General features: G+C 61.4%; 13 protein-coding genes. 9 read left to right on the forward strand and 4 right to left on the reverse strand.

From position 1 onward, the window contains the following. Positions 1 to 248 precede the first annotated feature (248 nt). The 3 genes from Q1V60_RS01540 (at position 249) to Q1V60_RS01550 (ending at position 2,490) form a co-directional block, all read left to right on the forward strand. The gene (locus Q1V60_RS01540) at positions 249 to 1,151 is read left to right on the forward strand and encodes a chemotaxis protein (RefSeq protein ID WP_300626905.1); all 903 of its coding nucleotides are present in this window, start codon (positions 249 to 251) and stop codon (positions 1,149 to 1,151) included. Positions 1,152 to 1,154: 3 nt separating this feature from the next. Further along, the gene (locus tag Q1V60_RS01545; RefSeq protein WP_300626906.1) at positions 1,155 to 1,637 is read left to right on the forward strand and encodes a GNAT family N-acetyltransferase; all 483 of its coding nucleotides are present in this window, start codon (positions 1,155 to 1,157) and stop codon (positions 1,635 to 1,637) included. Positions 1,638 to 1,746: 109 nt separating this feature from the next. Further along, positions 1,747 to 2,490 (forward strand): YkgJ family cysteine cluster protein, encoded by a 744-nt coding sequence (locus Q1V60_RS01550; RefSeq protein ID WP_300626907.1) that lies wholly within the window; start codon positions 1,747 to 1,749, stop codon positions 2,488 to 2,490. Here Q1V60_RS01550 and Q1V60_RS01555 read toward each other — a convergent pair. Next, entirely contained in the window at positions 2,468 to 3,277 is an 810-nt protein-coding gene (locus Q1V60_RS01555) for a transporter substrate-binding domain-containing protein (RefSeq protein WP_300626908.1), read from the reverse strand. The genes Q1V60_RS01550 and Q1V60_RS01555 overlap by 23 nt on opposite strands. 164 nt (positions 3,278 to 3,441) lie before the next feature. Next, complete coding sequence (locus tag Q1V60_RS01560; RefSeq protein ID WP_300626909.1) at positions 3,442 to 3,675, reverse strand: hypothetical protein; 234 nt, start codon at positions 3,673 to 3,675, stop codon at positions 3,442 to 3,444. Between the two features lie 213 nt (positions 3,676 to 3,888). Here Q1V60_RS01560 and Q1V60_RS01565 point away from each other — a divergent pair, with 213 nt between their 5' ends. The 6 genes from Q1V60_RS01565 to Q1V60_RS01590 all read left to right on the forward strand — a co-directional run bounded on the left by Q1V60_RS01565 (position 3,889) and on the right by Q1V60_RS01590 (position 13,414). After that, positions 3,889 to 5,055 carry an efflux RND transporter periplasmic adaptor subunit gene (locus Q1V60_RS01565; RefSeq protein WP_300626910.1) on the forward strand — a complete coding sequence of 389 codons (1,167 nt, stop codon included), beginning with the start codon at positions 3,889 to 3,891 and terminating at the stop codon, positions 5,053 to 5,055. Continuing rightward, on the forward strand, positions 5,052 to 8,147 hold the full coding sequence (locus Q1V60_RS01570) for a multidrug efflux RND transporter permease subunit (RefSeq protein WP_300626911.1): 3,096 nt from the start codon (positions 5,052 to 5,054) through the stop codon (positions 8,145 to 8,147). Before Q1V60_RS01565 ends, Q1V60_RS01570 begins: the two co-directional genes overlap by 4 nt. A gap of 7 nt (positions 8,148 to 8,154) precedes the next feature. After that, positions 8,155 to 8,832 (forward strand): heavy metal response regulator transcription factor, encoded by a 678-nt coding sequence (locus Q1V60_RS01575; protein ID WP_300626912.1) that lies wholly within the window; start codon positions 8,155 to 8,157, stop codon positions 8,830 to 8,832. Next, positions 8,822 to 10,186, forward strand: coding sequence for a heavy metal sensor histidine kinase (locus Q1V60_RS01580; RefSeq protein WP_300626913.1), 1,365 nt, complete (start codon positions 8,822 to 8,824; stop codon positions 10,184 to 10,186). The genes Q1V60_RS01575 and Q1V60_RS01580 overlap by 11 nt, the downstream gene beginning before the upstream one ends. Positions 10,187 to 10,467: 281 nt before the next feature. Continuing rightward, a complete protein-coding gene (locus Q1V60_RS01585; protein WP_300626914.1) occupies positions 10,468 to 11,790 on the forward strand; it encodes an OprD family porin in 1,323 nt (440 codons plus the stop codon). A 121-nt stretch (positions 11,791 to 11,911) separates the two neighbouring features. After that, positions 11,912 to 13,414 carry a diguanylate cyclase gene (locus Q1V60_RS01590; RefSeq protein ID WP_300626915.1) on the forward strand — a complete coding sequence of 501 codons (1,503 nt, stop codon included), beginning with the start codon at positions 11,912 to 11,914 and terminating at the stop codon, positions 13,412 to 13,414. 52 nt (positions 13,415 to 13,466) lie between these two features. Here the strand turns inward: Q1V60_RS01590 and lpxC are convergent, their stop codons facing one another. After that, positions 13,467 to 14,378: a UDP-3-O-acyl-N-acetylglucosamine deacetylase gene (gene lpxC / locus Q1V60_RS01595; protein ID WP_003171886.1), complete on the reverse strand. Its 912-nt coding sequence runs from the start codon at positions 14,376 to 14,378 to the stop codon at positions 13,467 to 13,469. A gap of 112 nt (positions 14,379 to 14,490) precedes the next feature. Next, a complete protein-coding gene (gene ftsZ / locus Q1V60_RS01600) occupies positions 14,491 to 15,696 on the reverse strand; it encodes a cell division protein FtsZ (protein ID WP_122686133.1) in 1,206 nt (401 codons plus the stop codon). Between the last annotated feature and the right edge of the window lie 4 nt (positions 15,697 to 15,700).

Here is a 15,700-nt window from a genome sequence, read left to right on the forward strand (position 1 = left end):
CGGCCAACGCCCGCAGGATCTGGTGAACCCACAGGTGTGGAACGGCTGACACGCCCCATTGCAGGAGCGAGCTGTTGTGGCGAGCGAGCTTGCTCGCGCCGGAGTGCGCAGCCTCCCAGGCTTTTTTGGGGCCGCTTCGCAGCCCGGCGGGAGCAAGCTCCCTCGCCACTGCCGCTCACCCTACAGTTTTCGGGGCCAGGGTCGATAACGGTGTATAGATCGTCTTCCTTGATCCACAGAAGGTTTTTATGTCCACCACCAAAGCCCGCGCAGACTCACTTTCGCTTCTGCTCTTTACCTTGCGCAGCGGCAAGCTGATGGCGATCAACCTGCTGAAAGTCAGTGAAATCATCCCCTGCCCTCCGCTGACCAAACTGCCGGAGTCGCACCCTCACGTCAAAGGCATCGCCACGTTGCGCGGTAACTCGTTGGCCGTGATCGACCTGAGCCGCGCCCTGGGCGAGATGCCGTTGCTGGACCCGAACGGTGGCTGCCTGATCGTCACCGATGTCAGCCGTTCCAAGCAGGGCTTGCACGTGCAGGCGGTGAGCAAGATCGTGCATTGCCTGACCACCGATATCCGCCCACCGCCCTATGGCTCCGGCGGCAATCGTGCGTTTATTACCGGGGTGACCCAGGTGGAAGGCGGCCTGGTGCAAGTGCTGGATATCGAAAAAGTCATCCATGGCATCGCCCCGGCGCCGATAGAAGTCGCGCCGACCGACCTGACCATGGAAGAAGCCGAAGTGCTCGGCCATGCGCGCATCCTGGTGGTCGACGACAGCCAGGTGGCGTTGCAGCAATCGGTGCACACCCTGCGCAATCTCGGCCTGACCTGTCACACCGCGCGCAGCGCCAAAGAGGCCATCGATGTGCTGCTGGAGCTGCAAGGCACCGGCGAACAAATCAATGTGGTGGTGTCGGACATCGAAATGTCCGAGATGGACGGTTACGCCCTCACCCGCACCTTGCGCGAAACCCCGGACTTCCAGCATCTCTACATATTGCTGCACACCTCCCTGGACAGCGCGATGAACAGCGAGAAAGCCCGCCTGGCCGGCGCCGATTCGGTGCTGACCAAGTTTTCGTCCCCCGAGTTGACCAAGTGCCTGGTGATCGCTGCGCAATCCGTGGCGCAAAAGGGTCTGTAAGCCTTGCCTGAGTATTTCCTGCTGCTGCGACGCGACCTTACCGGCAGCCTGCCGGCGCCGCAGTGGCCGGCCGGTACGCAGCTGGATCATTACCGCGAGGATCTGGCCTCGGCGATTCACGCGGTATTGCGCATGACCCAGGATCAGGGCGGTGGCCGTGTCGCGGGCCTTGAGCAATGGCGCCTGCAATTTGCGGCCGATGCCGAGTTCGACCCCTCACTGTGCCTGGTGGCCAGTAGTGCCGATGGCGTCCTCGGCGTGGCCCAATGCTGGACCAGCGCCTTTATCAAAAATCTCTCGGTCCATCCCTGCGCTCAGGGCCAGGGGCTGGGCCGAGCGTTGTTGCTGCATGCCTTCCACGTATTCAAGCAGCGCGGCGAACCCTATGTGGATCTCAAGGTGCTGGAGAGCAATCTGCGCGCGCGGCAGCTGTATGAAAGCGCGGGCATGCGATTCGTCCTACGCGACGTGGTGCCTGAGGACTGACGCTCACTGGCGCATAACTTGCTTCCAGAGAAGCCCAAGCGGTGGACAGAGGTAAAAACCCGTCACTGCTCAAGCTCGTCCTCTGACATTGCCTGGTGACAGATCTGCTATGAATACTCACTTCTCCTGCGTTGGTTGCGGCAAATGCTGCTCCGATCACCACGTGCCCCTGACCCTCGACGAAGCCCGGCATTGGGCGGCGGACGGCGGCAATGTCATTGTTCTGGTCGAAGGTTTCCTCGCCGGTGGCCTGGGTTTGCCCATGCACCAGCGTGAACATGCCGAACGCCGTTCCGTGGTGGTGCCCAGCGGCAACACCGAGGCATTTGTGGCAATCACCTTCGCCGCCTATAACGCCGGGCGCTGCCGGAATCTTGACGAAGACAATCGCTGCGGCATCTACGAACGACGCCCGCTGGTGTGCCGGATCTATCCGATGGAGATCAATCCGCACATCCCGCTGAACCCGAGCGCCAAAGATTGCCCACCGGAGTCCTGGGAACAGGGGCCGGCGTTGATCGTCGGCGGTGAGTTGGTGGATGCCGAACTGGCTGAACTGATCCGCCGTTCGCGCCAGGCCGACCGTGACGATGTGCAGACCAAGGAGGCTGTGTGTGCGTTGCTGGGGATCCGTACCACCGCGCTCAAGGGCGACGGCTTTACGGCCTACCTGCCGGATATGAATGCGTTTGCTCAAGCCATTGGGCTGGCAACGGCCCAGCCGATCACGGCCAATGAGTGGGTGTTTCATGTATCCGGGATGGAGATCGCCGAACAACTGCTCGACGCCGGGGCGCAGATTGCCACCGAGGTGCCGGCCAACTACGCGTTTATCCCGTTGCGTGCGGCTTGAGGCTTGAGGGATTGATGGGCGTTGGGTCGAGGCGATAGGGCTGGAGGATGCGCTCGTATTCGCCGTTTTGCTTGAGTTGTTCAAGGGCGTGGTTGAGTTCGGTACGCAACACCGTATCGGTTTTGCGCAGTGCAATCGCGACACTCGCGCCCAACAGGTCGGACGACACCGGGGAGCCCATAAAAGCGAAATCCATACCTTCGGGCCTATCGAGTAACGCTTCTCGGATTTCCACGGCACCTTGCAGCGTCGCATCGATCTCGCCCGCCACCAGGCTGCGCACCAGTTGGTCATTGAGCCAGTAGCTCTGGATGATCACACCCGCCGGCGCCCACTGCGCCAGGGCGAAGGCTTCGCGATTGCTCCTTAACAAAACCCCGACCCGCTTACCTTTGAGTGACCGCCTGTTCGGGCTCAAGCCTGAACTTCTGCGTGCCACCAGCCGGGTGGTGATCGGGTAGAGGTCATCGCTGAAGTTGACCCATTGCTGCCGACTCAAGGTCGGTGCCATCCCCATGATCGCGTCAAATTGCCTGGCGTCGAGGGCGGGGAAGTTTTCCATGACCACTTGGTCGACCCAGGTGCATTGCACATTGAGCTGCACGCACAGGGCGTTGCCCAGTTCGATATTGAGCCCCACCAATCGCCCTTGCCGATCACGGCTTTGAAAGGGCGGAAAATGCGCGGCAACAGCGAAGCGGATTTCGCGTCGCGGCGGCTCGGCGGCGAACGCGGCCTGCACCGACAACAGGAGGATAAGCGCCACACAGAGATGTATCAGGGCCACAAGAAACGTCCTTTTCCGGAGAGAGCGGCGTCGCCATGTCCCGATACGGATGATCAGGGCCAGGCGATGCTGGGCAAGCTTTCAAGAAACGGTTGCGGACCTACAAGTAGAAATATCAACGCGATTTGTAGGCAATTGCCTATATGCCGCGCATGAGCATCAACTCAACGTTTACCCATCGAACGGCGCGTACCCGGCGGCGCCATGCCCGGCGTCTTGGTATGGCCATTCTTGGCGCCACCCTTGTACCACGGCTGGCCGGCCTGCTTGGCGCCAGCCAGCTCACCCGGTTTGAAGGGGAATTTGAACGCGGGGATGTCGGCTTTTTCAACGCCGTCGGCGTCGACCGAATCGACGCTGTCGACCGCTTCAACGTGAGGTTGGATCGGGGAAGTCATGGGTGCTCCGAGGTGCGCAGAAGATGAAGCGGGCCCGGCAAGCGGGCCACATTGGCGCGCAGTATACCTGCGCGCCCTGGATCTTTAAGCGCCGTCGTACGAATGGTCGCCGCTTAACTGACAGCGCTGTCAGATAGCCGTCAGTGTGCTGACCCGATCAGAGGGCTATAACGGTCATTTCACGCCTCTGATCCTTTGCCCGGCGCCATCCCTATGCACATAAAACGAAACACCGCCCTGCTGGTGGGCGCCCTTCTGGTTCTGGCAATGGTGGCCTGGACGTTGACTCGGCCCGTCAAGGCCAGGCTGGCGGCACCCAGCGCTATTGCGGTACGCGTGGTGAGCGTGGCGCAACAGGATGTCCCTCGGTTCGTCAGCGGCATCGGCTCGGTGCTGTCGTTGCACAGCGTGGTGATCCGCCCACAGATCGACGGCATTCTCACTCGGTTGCTGGTCAAGGAAGGCCAACGGGTGAAGGCCGGCGACTTGCTGGCAACCATCGACGACCGCTCGATCCGTGCCGGCCTCGAGCAGGCCAAGGCCCAACTGGGGCAGAGCCAGGCGCTGCTGCAAGTGGCGCTGGTCAACCTCAAGCGCTACAAGGAACTGAGCGTCGATGACGGCGTGTCGAAGCAGACCTACGACCAGCAACAAGCCCTGGTGGACCAGCTCAAGGCTACCGCCCGAGGTGATCAGGCTGCGATCGATGCGGCTCAAGTACAGCTTTCCTACACCCAGATTCGCTCGCCCGTCAGTGGTCGCGTCGGCATTCGCACGGTGGATGAAGGTAACTTCCTGCGTATGAGCGATACCCAAGGGTTGTTCTCCGTCACCCAGATCGATCCCATCGCCGTGGAGTTCTCCCTGCCGCAGCACATGCTGCCGACCCTGCAAGGCTTGGTTGCCGCCCCTGAAAAAGCCAGCGTGGATGCCTACCTGGGAGCCGATACCGACGGCCGGACCGGGGACCTGTTGGGTGAAGGCCATTTGAGCCTGATCGACAACCAGATCAGTTCCACCACCGGCACCCTGCGCGCCAAGGCCGAGTTCCCGAACAGCGCGCACACGCTGTGGCCGGGGCAACTGGTGACCATCAAGATCCAGACCGCCGTCGACAAGAACGCCCTGGTGGTACCGCCGACGGTGGTGCAGCGAGGCCTGGACTCACATTTCGTGTACCGGCTCAACGGCGACCACGTAGACGTGGTGCCCGTGCAAGTCACCTACCGGAACAGCGAGGTGAACATCATCACAGGCGTGCAGGCCGGGGACGTGCTGGTCAGCGATGGCCAGTCGCGGCTCAAGGCCGGTGCCCAGGTGGAGGTGCTCAAGGAACCGCCACCGATAATCCAGACCGCTGACGTCAAGGTGCAGCCATGAGTGGCAGTCGCTCGCCCTCGGCCTGGTGCGTCGATCACCCGGTCGCCACCCTGCTGCTGACATTTGCCTTGGTGCTGCTGGGGATAATTGCCTTCCCGCGCCTGTCCGTCGCGCCACTGCCGGAAGCGGAATTTCCGACAATCCAGGTCACCGCCCAACTGCCCGGCGCCAGCCCGGACACCATGGCCTCCTCGGTGGCTACGCCACTGGAGGTGCAGTTCAGCGCCATCCCCGGCATGACCCAGATGACCTCCAGCAGTGCGCTGGGCTCAAGCCTGTTGACCCTGCAATTCACCCTGGACAAAAGCATCGACACCGCCGCCCAGGAAGTCCAGGCCGCGATCAACACCGCCTCCGGCAAGCTGCCCAGCGATATGCCGAGCCTGCCGACCTGGAAGAAGGTCAACCCGGCCGACAGCCCGGTGCTGATCCTCAGCGTCAGCTCCGCCAGCATGCCGAGCACCGAACTGAGCGACTACGTGGAAACCCTGCTGGCGCGTCAGATCAGCCAGATCGACGGTGTCGGCCAGATCAACATCACCGGCCAGCAACGCCCGGCGATCCGCGTGCAGGCATCCCCCGATAAACTCGCGGCGGTCGGCCTGACGCTGGCGGACATCCGCCTGACCATCCAGCAGTCGAGCCTGAACCTGGCCAAAGGTGCGATCTACGGCGCCAACAGCGTGTCGACCCTGTCAACCAACGATCAACTGTTTCACCCCGACGACTACGGCCAGCTGATTGTGTCCTACAAGAACGGCGCGCCGGTGCAGTTGCGTGATGTCGCCAAGGTCATCAACGGTTCGGAAAACGCCTACGTGCAGGCCTGGTCCGGCGATACGCCGGGGGTCAACCTGGTGATTTCACGCCAGCCGGGCGCGAATATCGTCGACACCGTCGACCGTATCCAGCAGGCACTGCCACGCCTGCAGGCAATGCTGCCGGCCTCGGTGCAGGTCAGCGTGTTGAGCGACCGCACCAAGACCATCCGCGCCTCGCTGCATGAAGTGGAAATGACCCTGCTGATCGCCATCCTGCTGGTGGTGGCGGTGATGGCGCTGTTTCTGCGTCAGCTGTCGGCGACGTTGATTGTGTCTGCCGTGCTCGGTGTGTCGCTGGTGGCCAGTTTCGCGCTGATGTATGTGATGGGCTTCAGCTTGAACAACCTGACCCTGGTCGCCATCGTGATTGCCGTGGGCTTTGTGGTGGACGATGCGATTGTGGTGGTGGAGAACATTCACCGGCATCTGGAGGCCGGCCTGGGCAAGCGCGAAGCCGCGATCAAAGGTTCGGGCGAAATCGGTTTTACCGTGGTGTCCATCAGCTTCTCGCTGGTGGCGGCATTCATTCCGCTGCTGTTCATGGGCGGCGTGGTCGGGCGGCTGTTCAAGGAATTTGCGCTGACGGCCACCTCGACCATCCTGATTTCGGTCGTGGTCTCACTGACCCTGGCTCCCACTCTCGCCGCACTGTTCATGCGTGCGCCAACCCATCATGCCCACGCCAAACCCACCTTCAGCGACCGCCTGCTGGCCGGCTATGCGCGCAACCTGCGCCGCGCCCTGGCCCATCAACGCAGCATGGCGGCGATCTTCATGGTGACCCTGGCCCTGGCCGTGGTCGGCTACGTATTTATCCCAAAAGGGTTCTTCCCGGTACAGGACACCGGTTTTGTGCTGGGCACCAGCGAGGCGGCCGCCGATGTGTCGTACCCGGACATGGTCGCCAAGCACAAGGCACTGGCCGACATCGTCAAGGCTGACCCGGCGGTGCAAGCCTTCTCCCACTCGGTAGGCGTCACCGGCAGCAACCAGACCATCGCCAACGGCCGCTTCTGGATTGCCTTGAAAGACCGCGCCGACCGCGACGTGTCCGCCAGCCAGTTCATCGATCGCATCCGCCCGCAACTGGCGAAGGTGCCGGGCATCGTGTTGTACCTGCGCGCCGGCCAGGACATCAATTTGAGCTCCGGCCCCAGCCGCGCCCAGTACCAATATGTGCTCAAGAGCAACGACGGCCTGACACTGAACACCTGGACCCAGCGCCTCACCGAAAAACTGCGCACCAACCCGGCCTTTCGCGACCTGTCCAACGACCTGCAACTGGGCGGCAGCATCACGCACATCAACATCGACCGCCAGGCCGCCGCGCGTTTCGGCCTGACCGCCACCGACGTCGATCAGGCGCTGTATGACGCCTTCGGCCAGCGCCAGATCAACGAGTACCAGACCGAGATCAACCAGTACCAAGTGGTGCTGGAACTGGACCGCCAACAGCGCGGCAAGGCCGAGAGCCTGAACTACTTTTACCTGCGCTCGCCGCTGACCAACGAAATGGTGCCGCTGTCGGCGCTGGCCAGGGTCGAACCGCCTACCGTGGGGCCGTTGTCCATCAGCCATGACGGCATGTTCCCCGCCGCCAACCTGTCGTTCAATCTGGCGCCCGGCGTGGCGCTGGGCGATGCAGTGATCATGCTCAACCAGGCCAAGAACGATATCGGCATGCCCAGTACGATCATCGGTAACTTCCAGGGCGCGGCCCAGGCATTCCAGAGTTCGCTGGCCAGCCAGCCGTGGCTGATTCTTGCGGCACTGGTCGCGGTCTACATTATTCTGGGGGTGCTGTACGAGAGCTTCGTGCACCCGCTGACGATCATATCCACCTTGCCCTCGGCGGGCCTGGGCGCGCTGATCATGCTGTGGCTGCTGGGCCAGGACTTTTCGATCATGGCCTTGATCGGCCTGGTGCTGCTGATCGGTATCGTCAAGAAAAATGGCATCCTGATGATCGACTTCGCCCTGGAGGCCCAGCGCGTACGCGGCCTGCGCCCGGAGGAGGCCATTTATGAAGCCTGCGTCACGCGGTTCCGGCCGATCATCATGACCACCCTCGCCGCCTTGCTCGGCGCCGTGCCGTTGATGCTCGGCTCAGGCCCCGGTGCGGAGCTGCGCCAACCGCTGGGCATTGCGGTGGTCGGTGGCTTGCTGGTAAGCCAGGCGCTGACGCTGTTCACCACGCCGGTCATATACGTGTACCTTGAACGGTTTTTCCACAGGCCCAAACCAGCGTTGGCGCTGGCGACCACACACTGAGGCGGGCATGCGCGTCCTGATTATTGAAGATGAAGAAAAAACCGCGGACTACCTGCACCGCGGCCTGACGGAGCAAGGCTACACCGTCGATGTGGCGCGCGAAGGCGTCGAGGGTTTGCATATGGCGCTGGAGAACGATTACGCAGTGATCGTGCTCGACGTGATGCTGCCGGCACTCGATGGTTTTGGCGTATTGCGCGCCTTGCGTGCACGCAAGCAGACGCCGGTGATCATGCTCACCGCCCGCGAGCGCGTGGAAGACCGCATTCGTGGCCTGCGCGAAGGCGCCGACGACTACCTGGGCAAGCCGTTTTCCTTCCTGGAACTGGTGGCGCGCCTGCAAGCGTTGACCCGGCGCAGCGGCGGCCATGAGCCGGTGCAGGTGACGGTTGCCGACTTGTGGATCGACCTGATCAGCCGCAAGGCCAGTCGCAACGGTGTGCGCCTGGACCTGACCGCCAAGGAGTTTTCGCTGCTCAGCGTATTGGCGCGGCGCCAGGGGGAAATCCTGTCCAAAACGGCGATTGCCGAGATGGTCTGGGACATCAATTTCGACAGCGACGCCAACGTGGTCGAAGTGGCGATCAAGCGCCTGCGCGCCAAACTCGATGGGCCGTTCGAGCACAAGCTGCTGCACACCATTCGTGGCATGGGCTACGTGCTGGAGAACCGCAGTGCCGGCTAACTCCATCGCCCTGCGCCTGAGCGGCATGTTCACGCTGGTGGCGCTGCTGATCTTCGTGCTGATCGGCGGTGCGCTGTACCAGCAAGTGGACCGTGGCCTGGGGTTGTTGCCGGGGGCCGAGCTGGATGCGCGCTACAGCGTCCTCGAATCCTCGGTGAACCGCTTCGGCACGCCGGAGCATTGGGTCAAGATAAAGGCCAAGCTCAAGCTGCTGGGCGAAGAAGACAAGCGCATTCGCTTCTGGGTGGTCAGCAGCGACCCGAGTTACGAATACGGTGAACCGGATGCGCAGATTCGCGCCTTTGCCCAGGGCCCGACCGGTAAACGCGACCTGCGCCTGCCCGGCCACGATTACCCATTCAAGGTGCTGGTAAGCCAGTTTGCCGCCAAGGAGCAACGCCCACCGCTGCGTTTTATGATCGCCATCGACACCGAGAATTTCCGCACCACCCAGCACCATCTGCTGGTGGCACTGATCAGCCTGGCGCTGGCCGGCGTGGTCATGGCCTCGTTGCTGGGCTTCTGGGTGTCGCGCATCGGCCTCAAGCCATTGGAAAAACTCTCGGCCGAAGCACAAAAACTCGCGCCGCCGAAACTCTCCGGGCGCCTGCAACTGTCGCCGCTGCCGCCCGAACTGAGCCAGTTCGTCAATTCGTTCAACGCCACCCTCGACCGCGTCGAACACGCCTACTCACGCCTGGAATCGTTCAATGCCGACGTGGCCCATGAACTGCGCTCGCCACTGACCAACCTGATCGGCCAGACCCAGGTCGCGCTGACCCGCGGGCGTTCGGCCGAGCATTATTTCGAAGTACTGCAATCGAACCTGGAAGAGCTGGAACGGCTGCGTTCGATCATCAACGACATGCTCTTCCTCGCCAGTGCCGACCAGGGCAGCAAGGCCACCAAGCTGATCGAAAGCTCCCTGGCCGATGAAGTCGCGACCACCCTCGACTACCTGGACTTCATCCTCGAAGACGCCCAGGTCGAAGTACGCGTACACGGTGATGCCCTGGTACAGATCGAAAAGGCTCACCTGCGGCGTGCGTTGATCAACCTGCTGAGTAACGCCGTGCAACACACCGCGCCGGGGCAGGTCATCGACGTGCGCATTGAGGTGCAGGCGCAACAGGTGGCGATCGGTGTGACCAACCCCGGCGAGGCAATTGCCGGCGAGCACTTGCCACGCCTGTTCGAACGTTTCTATCGAGTGGATGCCTCGCGCCGCAACAGCGGGGCGAATCACGGGTTGGGGCTGGCGATCGTCAAGGCGATTGCGCTGATGCATGGCGGCGATGTGTTCGTGCGCAGCGAGCACGGTGGCAATACGTTTGGCATCACCCTGCCCGTCTAACTGACTCAAGCGCATCGATGACTGTTGCGGTTTGGGCAACAGTCATTATCTTGTTACACTCTGTATCGCACCGCTCGCCTGCGTTACTTTGACGCATCGATGAGCGCGACGGCAAAGGCAGCTAACCCGCTCACCCGAATTTCCCTCGACTTATTTCCAGGGCTCTACACTGGGAATCTGTCTTAAAGCCGCTGACTTCAGCGGCTTTTTTTTGCCGTGAAAAAAGGCCAGGCACACCCCACGACATTGGCCGTTCATGATTGACCAAAGGAGCTCCATCGGTGAAGAACTCGCTGACGTTTACCCCGTTATTCCTCGCAATCGCAGCAACGATCGCTCCTCTTGCCCACGCGGCAGACGCCACGCCCACCGAAGGTTTCATCGAGGGCTCGCACCTCACCGTCAACACCCGCAACTACTACATGAACCGCGACCGTCGCGACATTCACACCGATGACAGCAAGGAATGGGGCCAAGGCTTTATCGGCACCTTCGAATCCGGCTACACCCAAGGCACGCTCGGTTTCGGCCTGGACCTCAACGCCATGCTCGGCCTCAAACTCGACGGCGGTGGCGGCACCGACGGCTCCAGCATCCTTCCTTATGGCAGTGGCAACGGCAAGGCGCCCGGCGCGTTCTCCACCGCTGGCGGCACGTTAAAAATGCGCGCGTTCAATACCGAGTTGAAGGCCGGCGACCTGTTTCTCAACAACCCAGTGATCGCCGGCGGCATGACCCGCATGCTGCCCCAGACATTTCGCGGCGCGAGCCTGACCAACCACAGCCTCGACGGCTGGATGTTCGAAGGCGGCCAGGCGAGTTTCACCAAGCCCTACAACCAGAGCGGCCACCGCCGCATCGGCACCAGCTACGGCGCCTTGCCGGCCAACGCCGACAGCCAGCACCTGAACTGGGCCGGCGCATCGTTCAGCGGTATTCCCGGGCTGACCAGCAACCTGTACGCCGCCGAGCTCAAGGACGTGTGGCACCAGTATTACTACGACCTTGAATACACCTATGCACTCAACGACCTGGTCAGCCTGACCCCCGGCCTGCATTACTACCACACCCAGGACACCGGCCAGGCACTGCTGGGCGATATCGACAACAACACCTACAGCCTGCATGTCACCGTAGGCGTGGGCAACCACAGCGTCACCGCCGCGTATCAGCGGGTCAACGGCAACACGCCCTTCGACTACATCACCCAGGGCGACAGCGTGTACCTGGACAACTCCCAGCAGTACTCGGACTTCAACGGCCCCAACGAGCGTTCGTGGAAGCTCAAGTATGCCTATGATTTTGCTGGTTTCGGCCTGCCCGGCCTGACGTCCGCCGTGTCGTATATCAGCGGCAAGACCGACCTGACCACCGTCGACCCGAATAGCCGTGGCTACAGCGCCTGGTACAGCGCCGATGGCAAGAACGCCAGGCACTGGGAGCGCGATATCGACCTGAAATACGTGGTGCAAGACGGCAAGGCCAAAGACCTGGCGGTGCGCCTGCAATGGGCGACCCACCGAGGGGGCGATGGTTATTCGGCGGTGGATCGGGATGTCGATGAGTACCGGGTGATTGTCGACTATCCGATCAACGTGTTCTGACCAGGGCCTGACTGACAGTGCAGATCCAGTGTGGGAGCACACCACTCCCACATTTTTGTGCTGCGCCATATTCCAGAGTTGCTACTACGCTAAGGGCATCCTCAGAGCAGAAGTACATCCGATGAGCTCAAGCCCTGCCCGCCCTACCCGCCGTCCGGAGCGCCTGCTGATTCTGGGCAGCACCCTCACGGTGTTGCTGATCGTGGGCATCGTCACCGCGCTGTTGATTCGTGAACACGCCAACACCCTGCAGACGGCCAAGCGCACCGCCAATACCATCACTCAGTTGATCGACGCCGATGTGCTACGCAACGTCGAGCTTTATGACATGGCCCTCAAAGGCCTGATCGCCGCGACCGAGCGCACCGACCTGCAGGGCGTATCTGCAAGCATCCGGCATCTGGTGCTGTTCGACCGTTCCGACGCAGCGCCGTACAAGGGCGACATCCTGCTGCTGGGGCCAAGCGGCGAGGTACTTGCCGATTCGTCCGTGCTCACGCCAAAGACCGGCAACTTCGCCGACCGCGACTATTTCCAGATTCATCGCAGCAATCCCGACATAGGGCTGTATATCAGTCGCCCGTTCATGGCCCGTTGTGAATGCGAAGACCCATCGCGCATTGCGTTCAGCCGCCGCGTTTCATCACCGGACGGGCGTTTTCAGGGGGTGGCGGTCGCCTCCATGCGCCTTTCGTACTTCCATCAACTGTTCAGCAGCCTGAATATCGGCACGGGCAGCACCATCAGTCTGCTCAACCATCAAGGCATCCTGCTGGCACAAGAGCCTTTGCTGGAAGCGGACATGATCAACAAGGACCTGAGTCTGCGCCCCAATGTGGCCCGCATGCTGCGCGAGCGGAACGGCAATTTTCGCAGCGTATCCAGTGTCGACCACCGAGGGCGGCTCTACAGTTTCTCGAGCGTGGGCAATTTGCCGTTGATCGTCGCGGTGGCGTTGGCCAGCGACGAAGTATTTGCGCCATGGCGACGCGCAGCGTGGCTGGTGAGCTTCGCGACGGGGGTGTTATGCATTGGCCTGTTGTGGCTGACCTGGGCGCTGTGCATGGAGCTGCGACGGCGCCAGCGGGTCGAGCAGGTGCTGTCAGAACTGGCAGGTACGGATGCCCTCACCGGCCTGGCCAACCGCCGCACACTGGACGAGCGACTGCGCCTGGAATGGGACCGCGCACAACGCTCGACCGAGCCGCTGACGGTGCTGATGATTGACGTGGACCACTTCAAAGCCTTCAACGACCGCCATGGCCACCAAGGCGGGGATGATGCGCTGCGCACCGTGGCGCAGGTGATCAACAGCAATATCCGCCGCCCGGCCGATCTGGCGGCGCGTTATGGTGGTGAAGAATTCGCGGTAATACTGCCCCACACCGATGCCAAGGGCGCGTGGGTGATTGCCGAGCGTATCCGCCAGAGCGTCCAGCACTTGCCACGCATGGCCGGGGATGACCAGCCGATCACGGTAAGCATCGGCATGAGTACCTGGCAGAAACACAGCCGTAATACCCTTGAAGATTTGCTGCTAAAGGCCGATCAGGCGCTGTACGAAGCCAAGCACACTGGGCGCGATCGAATTGTGGATGCTGAACAGCTCTGCGTTCGGACATAAAAAAAGGCCACCCGGAGGCAGCCTTTAAAAACTAAAGAAAGAGAGTTGTTACTTACACCGCCGCAACGGGACGCATGTAAGAGATCGGTGCGGTGCTGGCATCTTCGAAGGTCACAACTTCCCAAGCGTCTGTCTGCTCAATCAACTTGCGCAGCAGCTGGTTGTTAAGGGCGTGGCCCGACTTGAAGCCTTTGAACTCGCCTATCAGGCTATTGCCCAGCAGGTAGAGGTCACCGATTGCATCGAGGATCTTGTGCTTCACGAACTCGTCTTCGTAGCGAAGGCCGTCTTCGTTCAGTACACCATCCGCGTCGACCACAATGGCGTTTTCAACGCTGCCGCCGAGTGCGAGGTTGTGCTTGCGCAGGTACTCGATGTCACTCATGAAACCAAAGGTACGGGCGCGGCTGACTTCTTTTACGAACGAAGTGCTGGAAAAATCCACGCTTGCACTTTGGGTGCGGTCACGGAATACCGGGTGATCGAAATCGATCTCAAAGCTCACTTTAAAGCCTTCGAACGGGACGAAGGTGGCGCGCTTGTCGCCGTCTTCTACTGTCACTTCCCGCAGAATGCGAATGAACTTCTTGGCTGCGTCCTGTTCTTCCAGGCCGGCAGATTGAATCAGGAATACGAAGGGTCCGGCGCTGCCATCCATGATAGGGACTTCGGACGCGGAGAGCTCGACGTAGGCGTTATCGATGCCCAGGCCAGCCATGGCCGAGAGCAAGTGCTCCACCGTATCCACTTTGACGTCACCGTTGACCAACGTGGTCGACATCGTGGTTTCGCCAACGTTTTCCGCGCGAGCAGGAATCTGCACCACAGGGTCCAGGTCGGCACGCACAAACACGATGCCGGTGTCGACAGGTGCAGGCTTGAGGGTCAGGTATACCTTCTCCCCGGAGTGCAGACCTACACCTGTGGCACGAATAATATTCTTCAGGGTGCGTTGTTTAATCATGGCTTGGACCGCTTCAGCGCAAATTGCGAACTGGTATCAACAAAGGCTGGCGATAATAGCAGACCATACCTTTGCTGAACACCAATCACCTTCATAGCCCTGATACATTCCATTAATCGGCCTGACGACGCAGGAATGCCGGGATGTCCAGGTAGTCCAGATCGTCTTGCGGATTCGGGCTACGGGACGCCGCAGCACCGGCCTGAGCCTGGTTGCGCATCACGGTCGGACGGTCCAGGTCACGGTAGTTCACCGACGGCAGTTCCTGGCGCGAAGACGCTGGAGCGGCAGCCGCTTGGCTGGCGTGGCTGGCCTGGCTGTTATGCAGGGTGTTGTCGATGACCTTCACAGGCTTCTCGATTTTCGCACCCAGGCCGGTCGCAACCACGGTCACGTGCAGCTCGTCGCGCATGTCCGGATCGATAACGGTACCGACCTTGACCATGGCGTGTTCGGACGCGAAGGCTTCGATGATGCTACCCACGTCGGAGTACTCACCCAGGGACAGGTCAGGGCCGGCGGTGATATTTACCAGGATGCCGCGTGCGCCTTGCAGGTTCACGTCTTCGAGCAGCGGGTTGCGGATGGCCGCTTCGGTGGCTTCGCGTGCACGGTTCGGACCGCTGGCGCAGCCGGTGCCCATCATCGCCATGCCCATTTCGCTCATCACGGTACGGACGTCGGCAAAGTCGACGTTGATCATGCCTGGACGCTTGATGATGTCGGAGATACCGCGAACGGCACCGGCCAGTACATCGTCAGCCTTGGCGAACGCGGACAGCAGGCTTGCGTCCTTGCCCAGGATGGTCAGCAGTTTCTCGTTGGGGATGGTGATCAACGAGTCGACGCTTTCAGACAGCAGACGGATACCTTCGTCGGCAATCTGCATGCGCTTGCGGCCTTCGAACGGGAACGGACGGGTCACTACAGCGACGGTCAGAATCCCCATTTCCTTGGCCACTTCGGCAATGATCGGCGCTGCACCGGTACCGGTACCGCCGCCCATGCCGGTGGTGATGAACACCATGTTGGTGCCCTGCAGCACTTCGGCAATACGCTCGCGGTCTTCCAGGGCGGCTTGACGGCCGACTTCCGGATTGGCGCCTGCGCCGAGGCCCTTGGTCACGGCTGTGCCCAATTGCAGGATGGTCCGCGCGCCGATGCTTTTCAGCGCCTGGGCATCAGTGTTGGCGCAGATGAATTCAACGCCTTCAATGTTGCTCTTGACCATATGGTTGACAGCGTTGCCGCCGCCACCGCCGACACCGATTACTTTAATAACCGGGCTAGCGGGGATGTTGTCTACGAGTTCAAACATGTTC

The sequence above is a fragment of the Pseudomonas sp. genome (assembly GCF_030147005.1).
In the GTDB taxonomy this organism is placed as follows: domain Bacteria; phylum Pseudomonadota; class Gammaproteobacteria; order Pseudomonadales; family Pseudomonadaceae; genus Aquipseudomonas.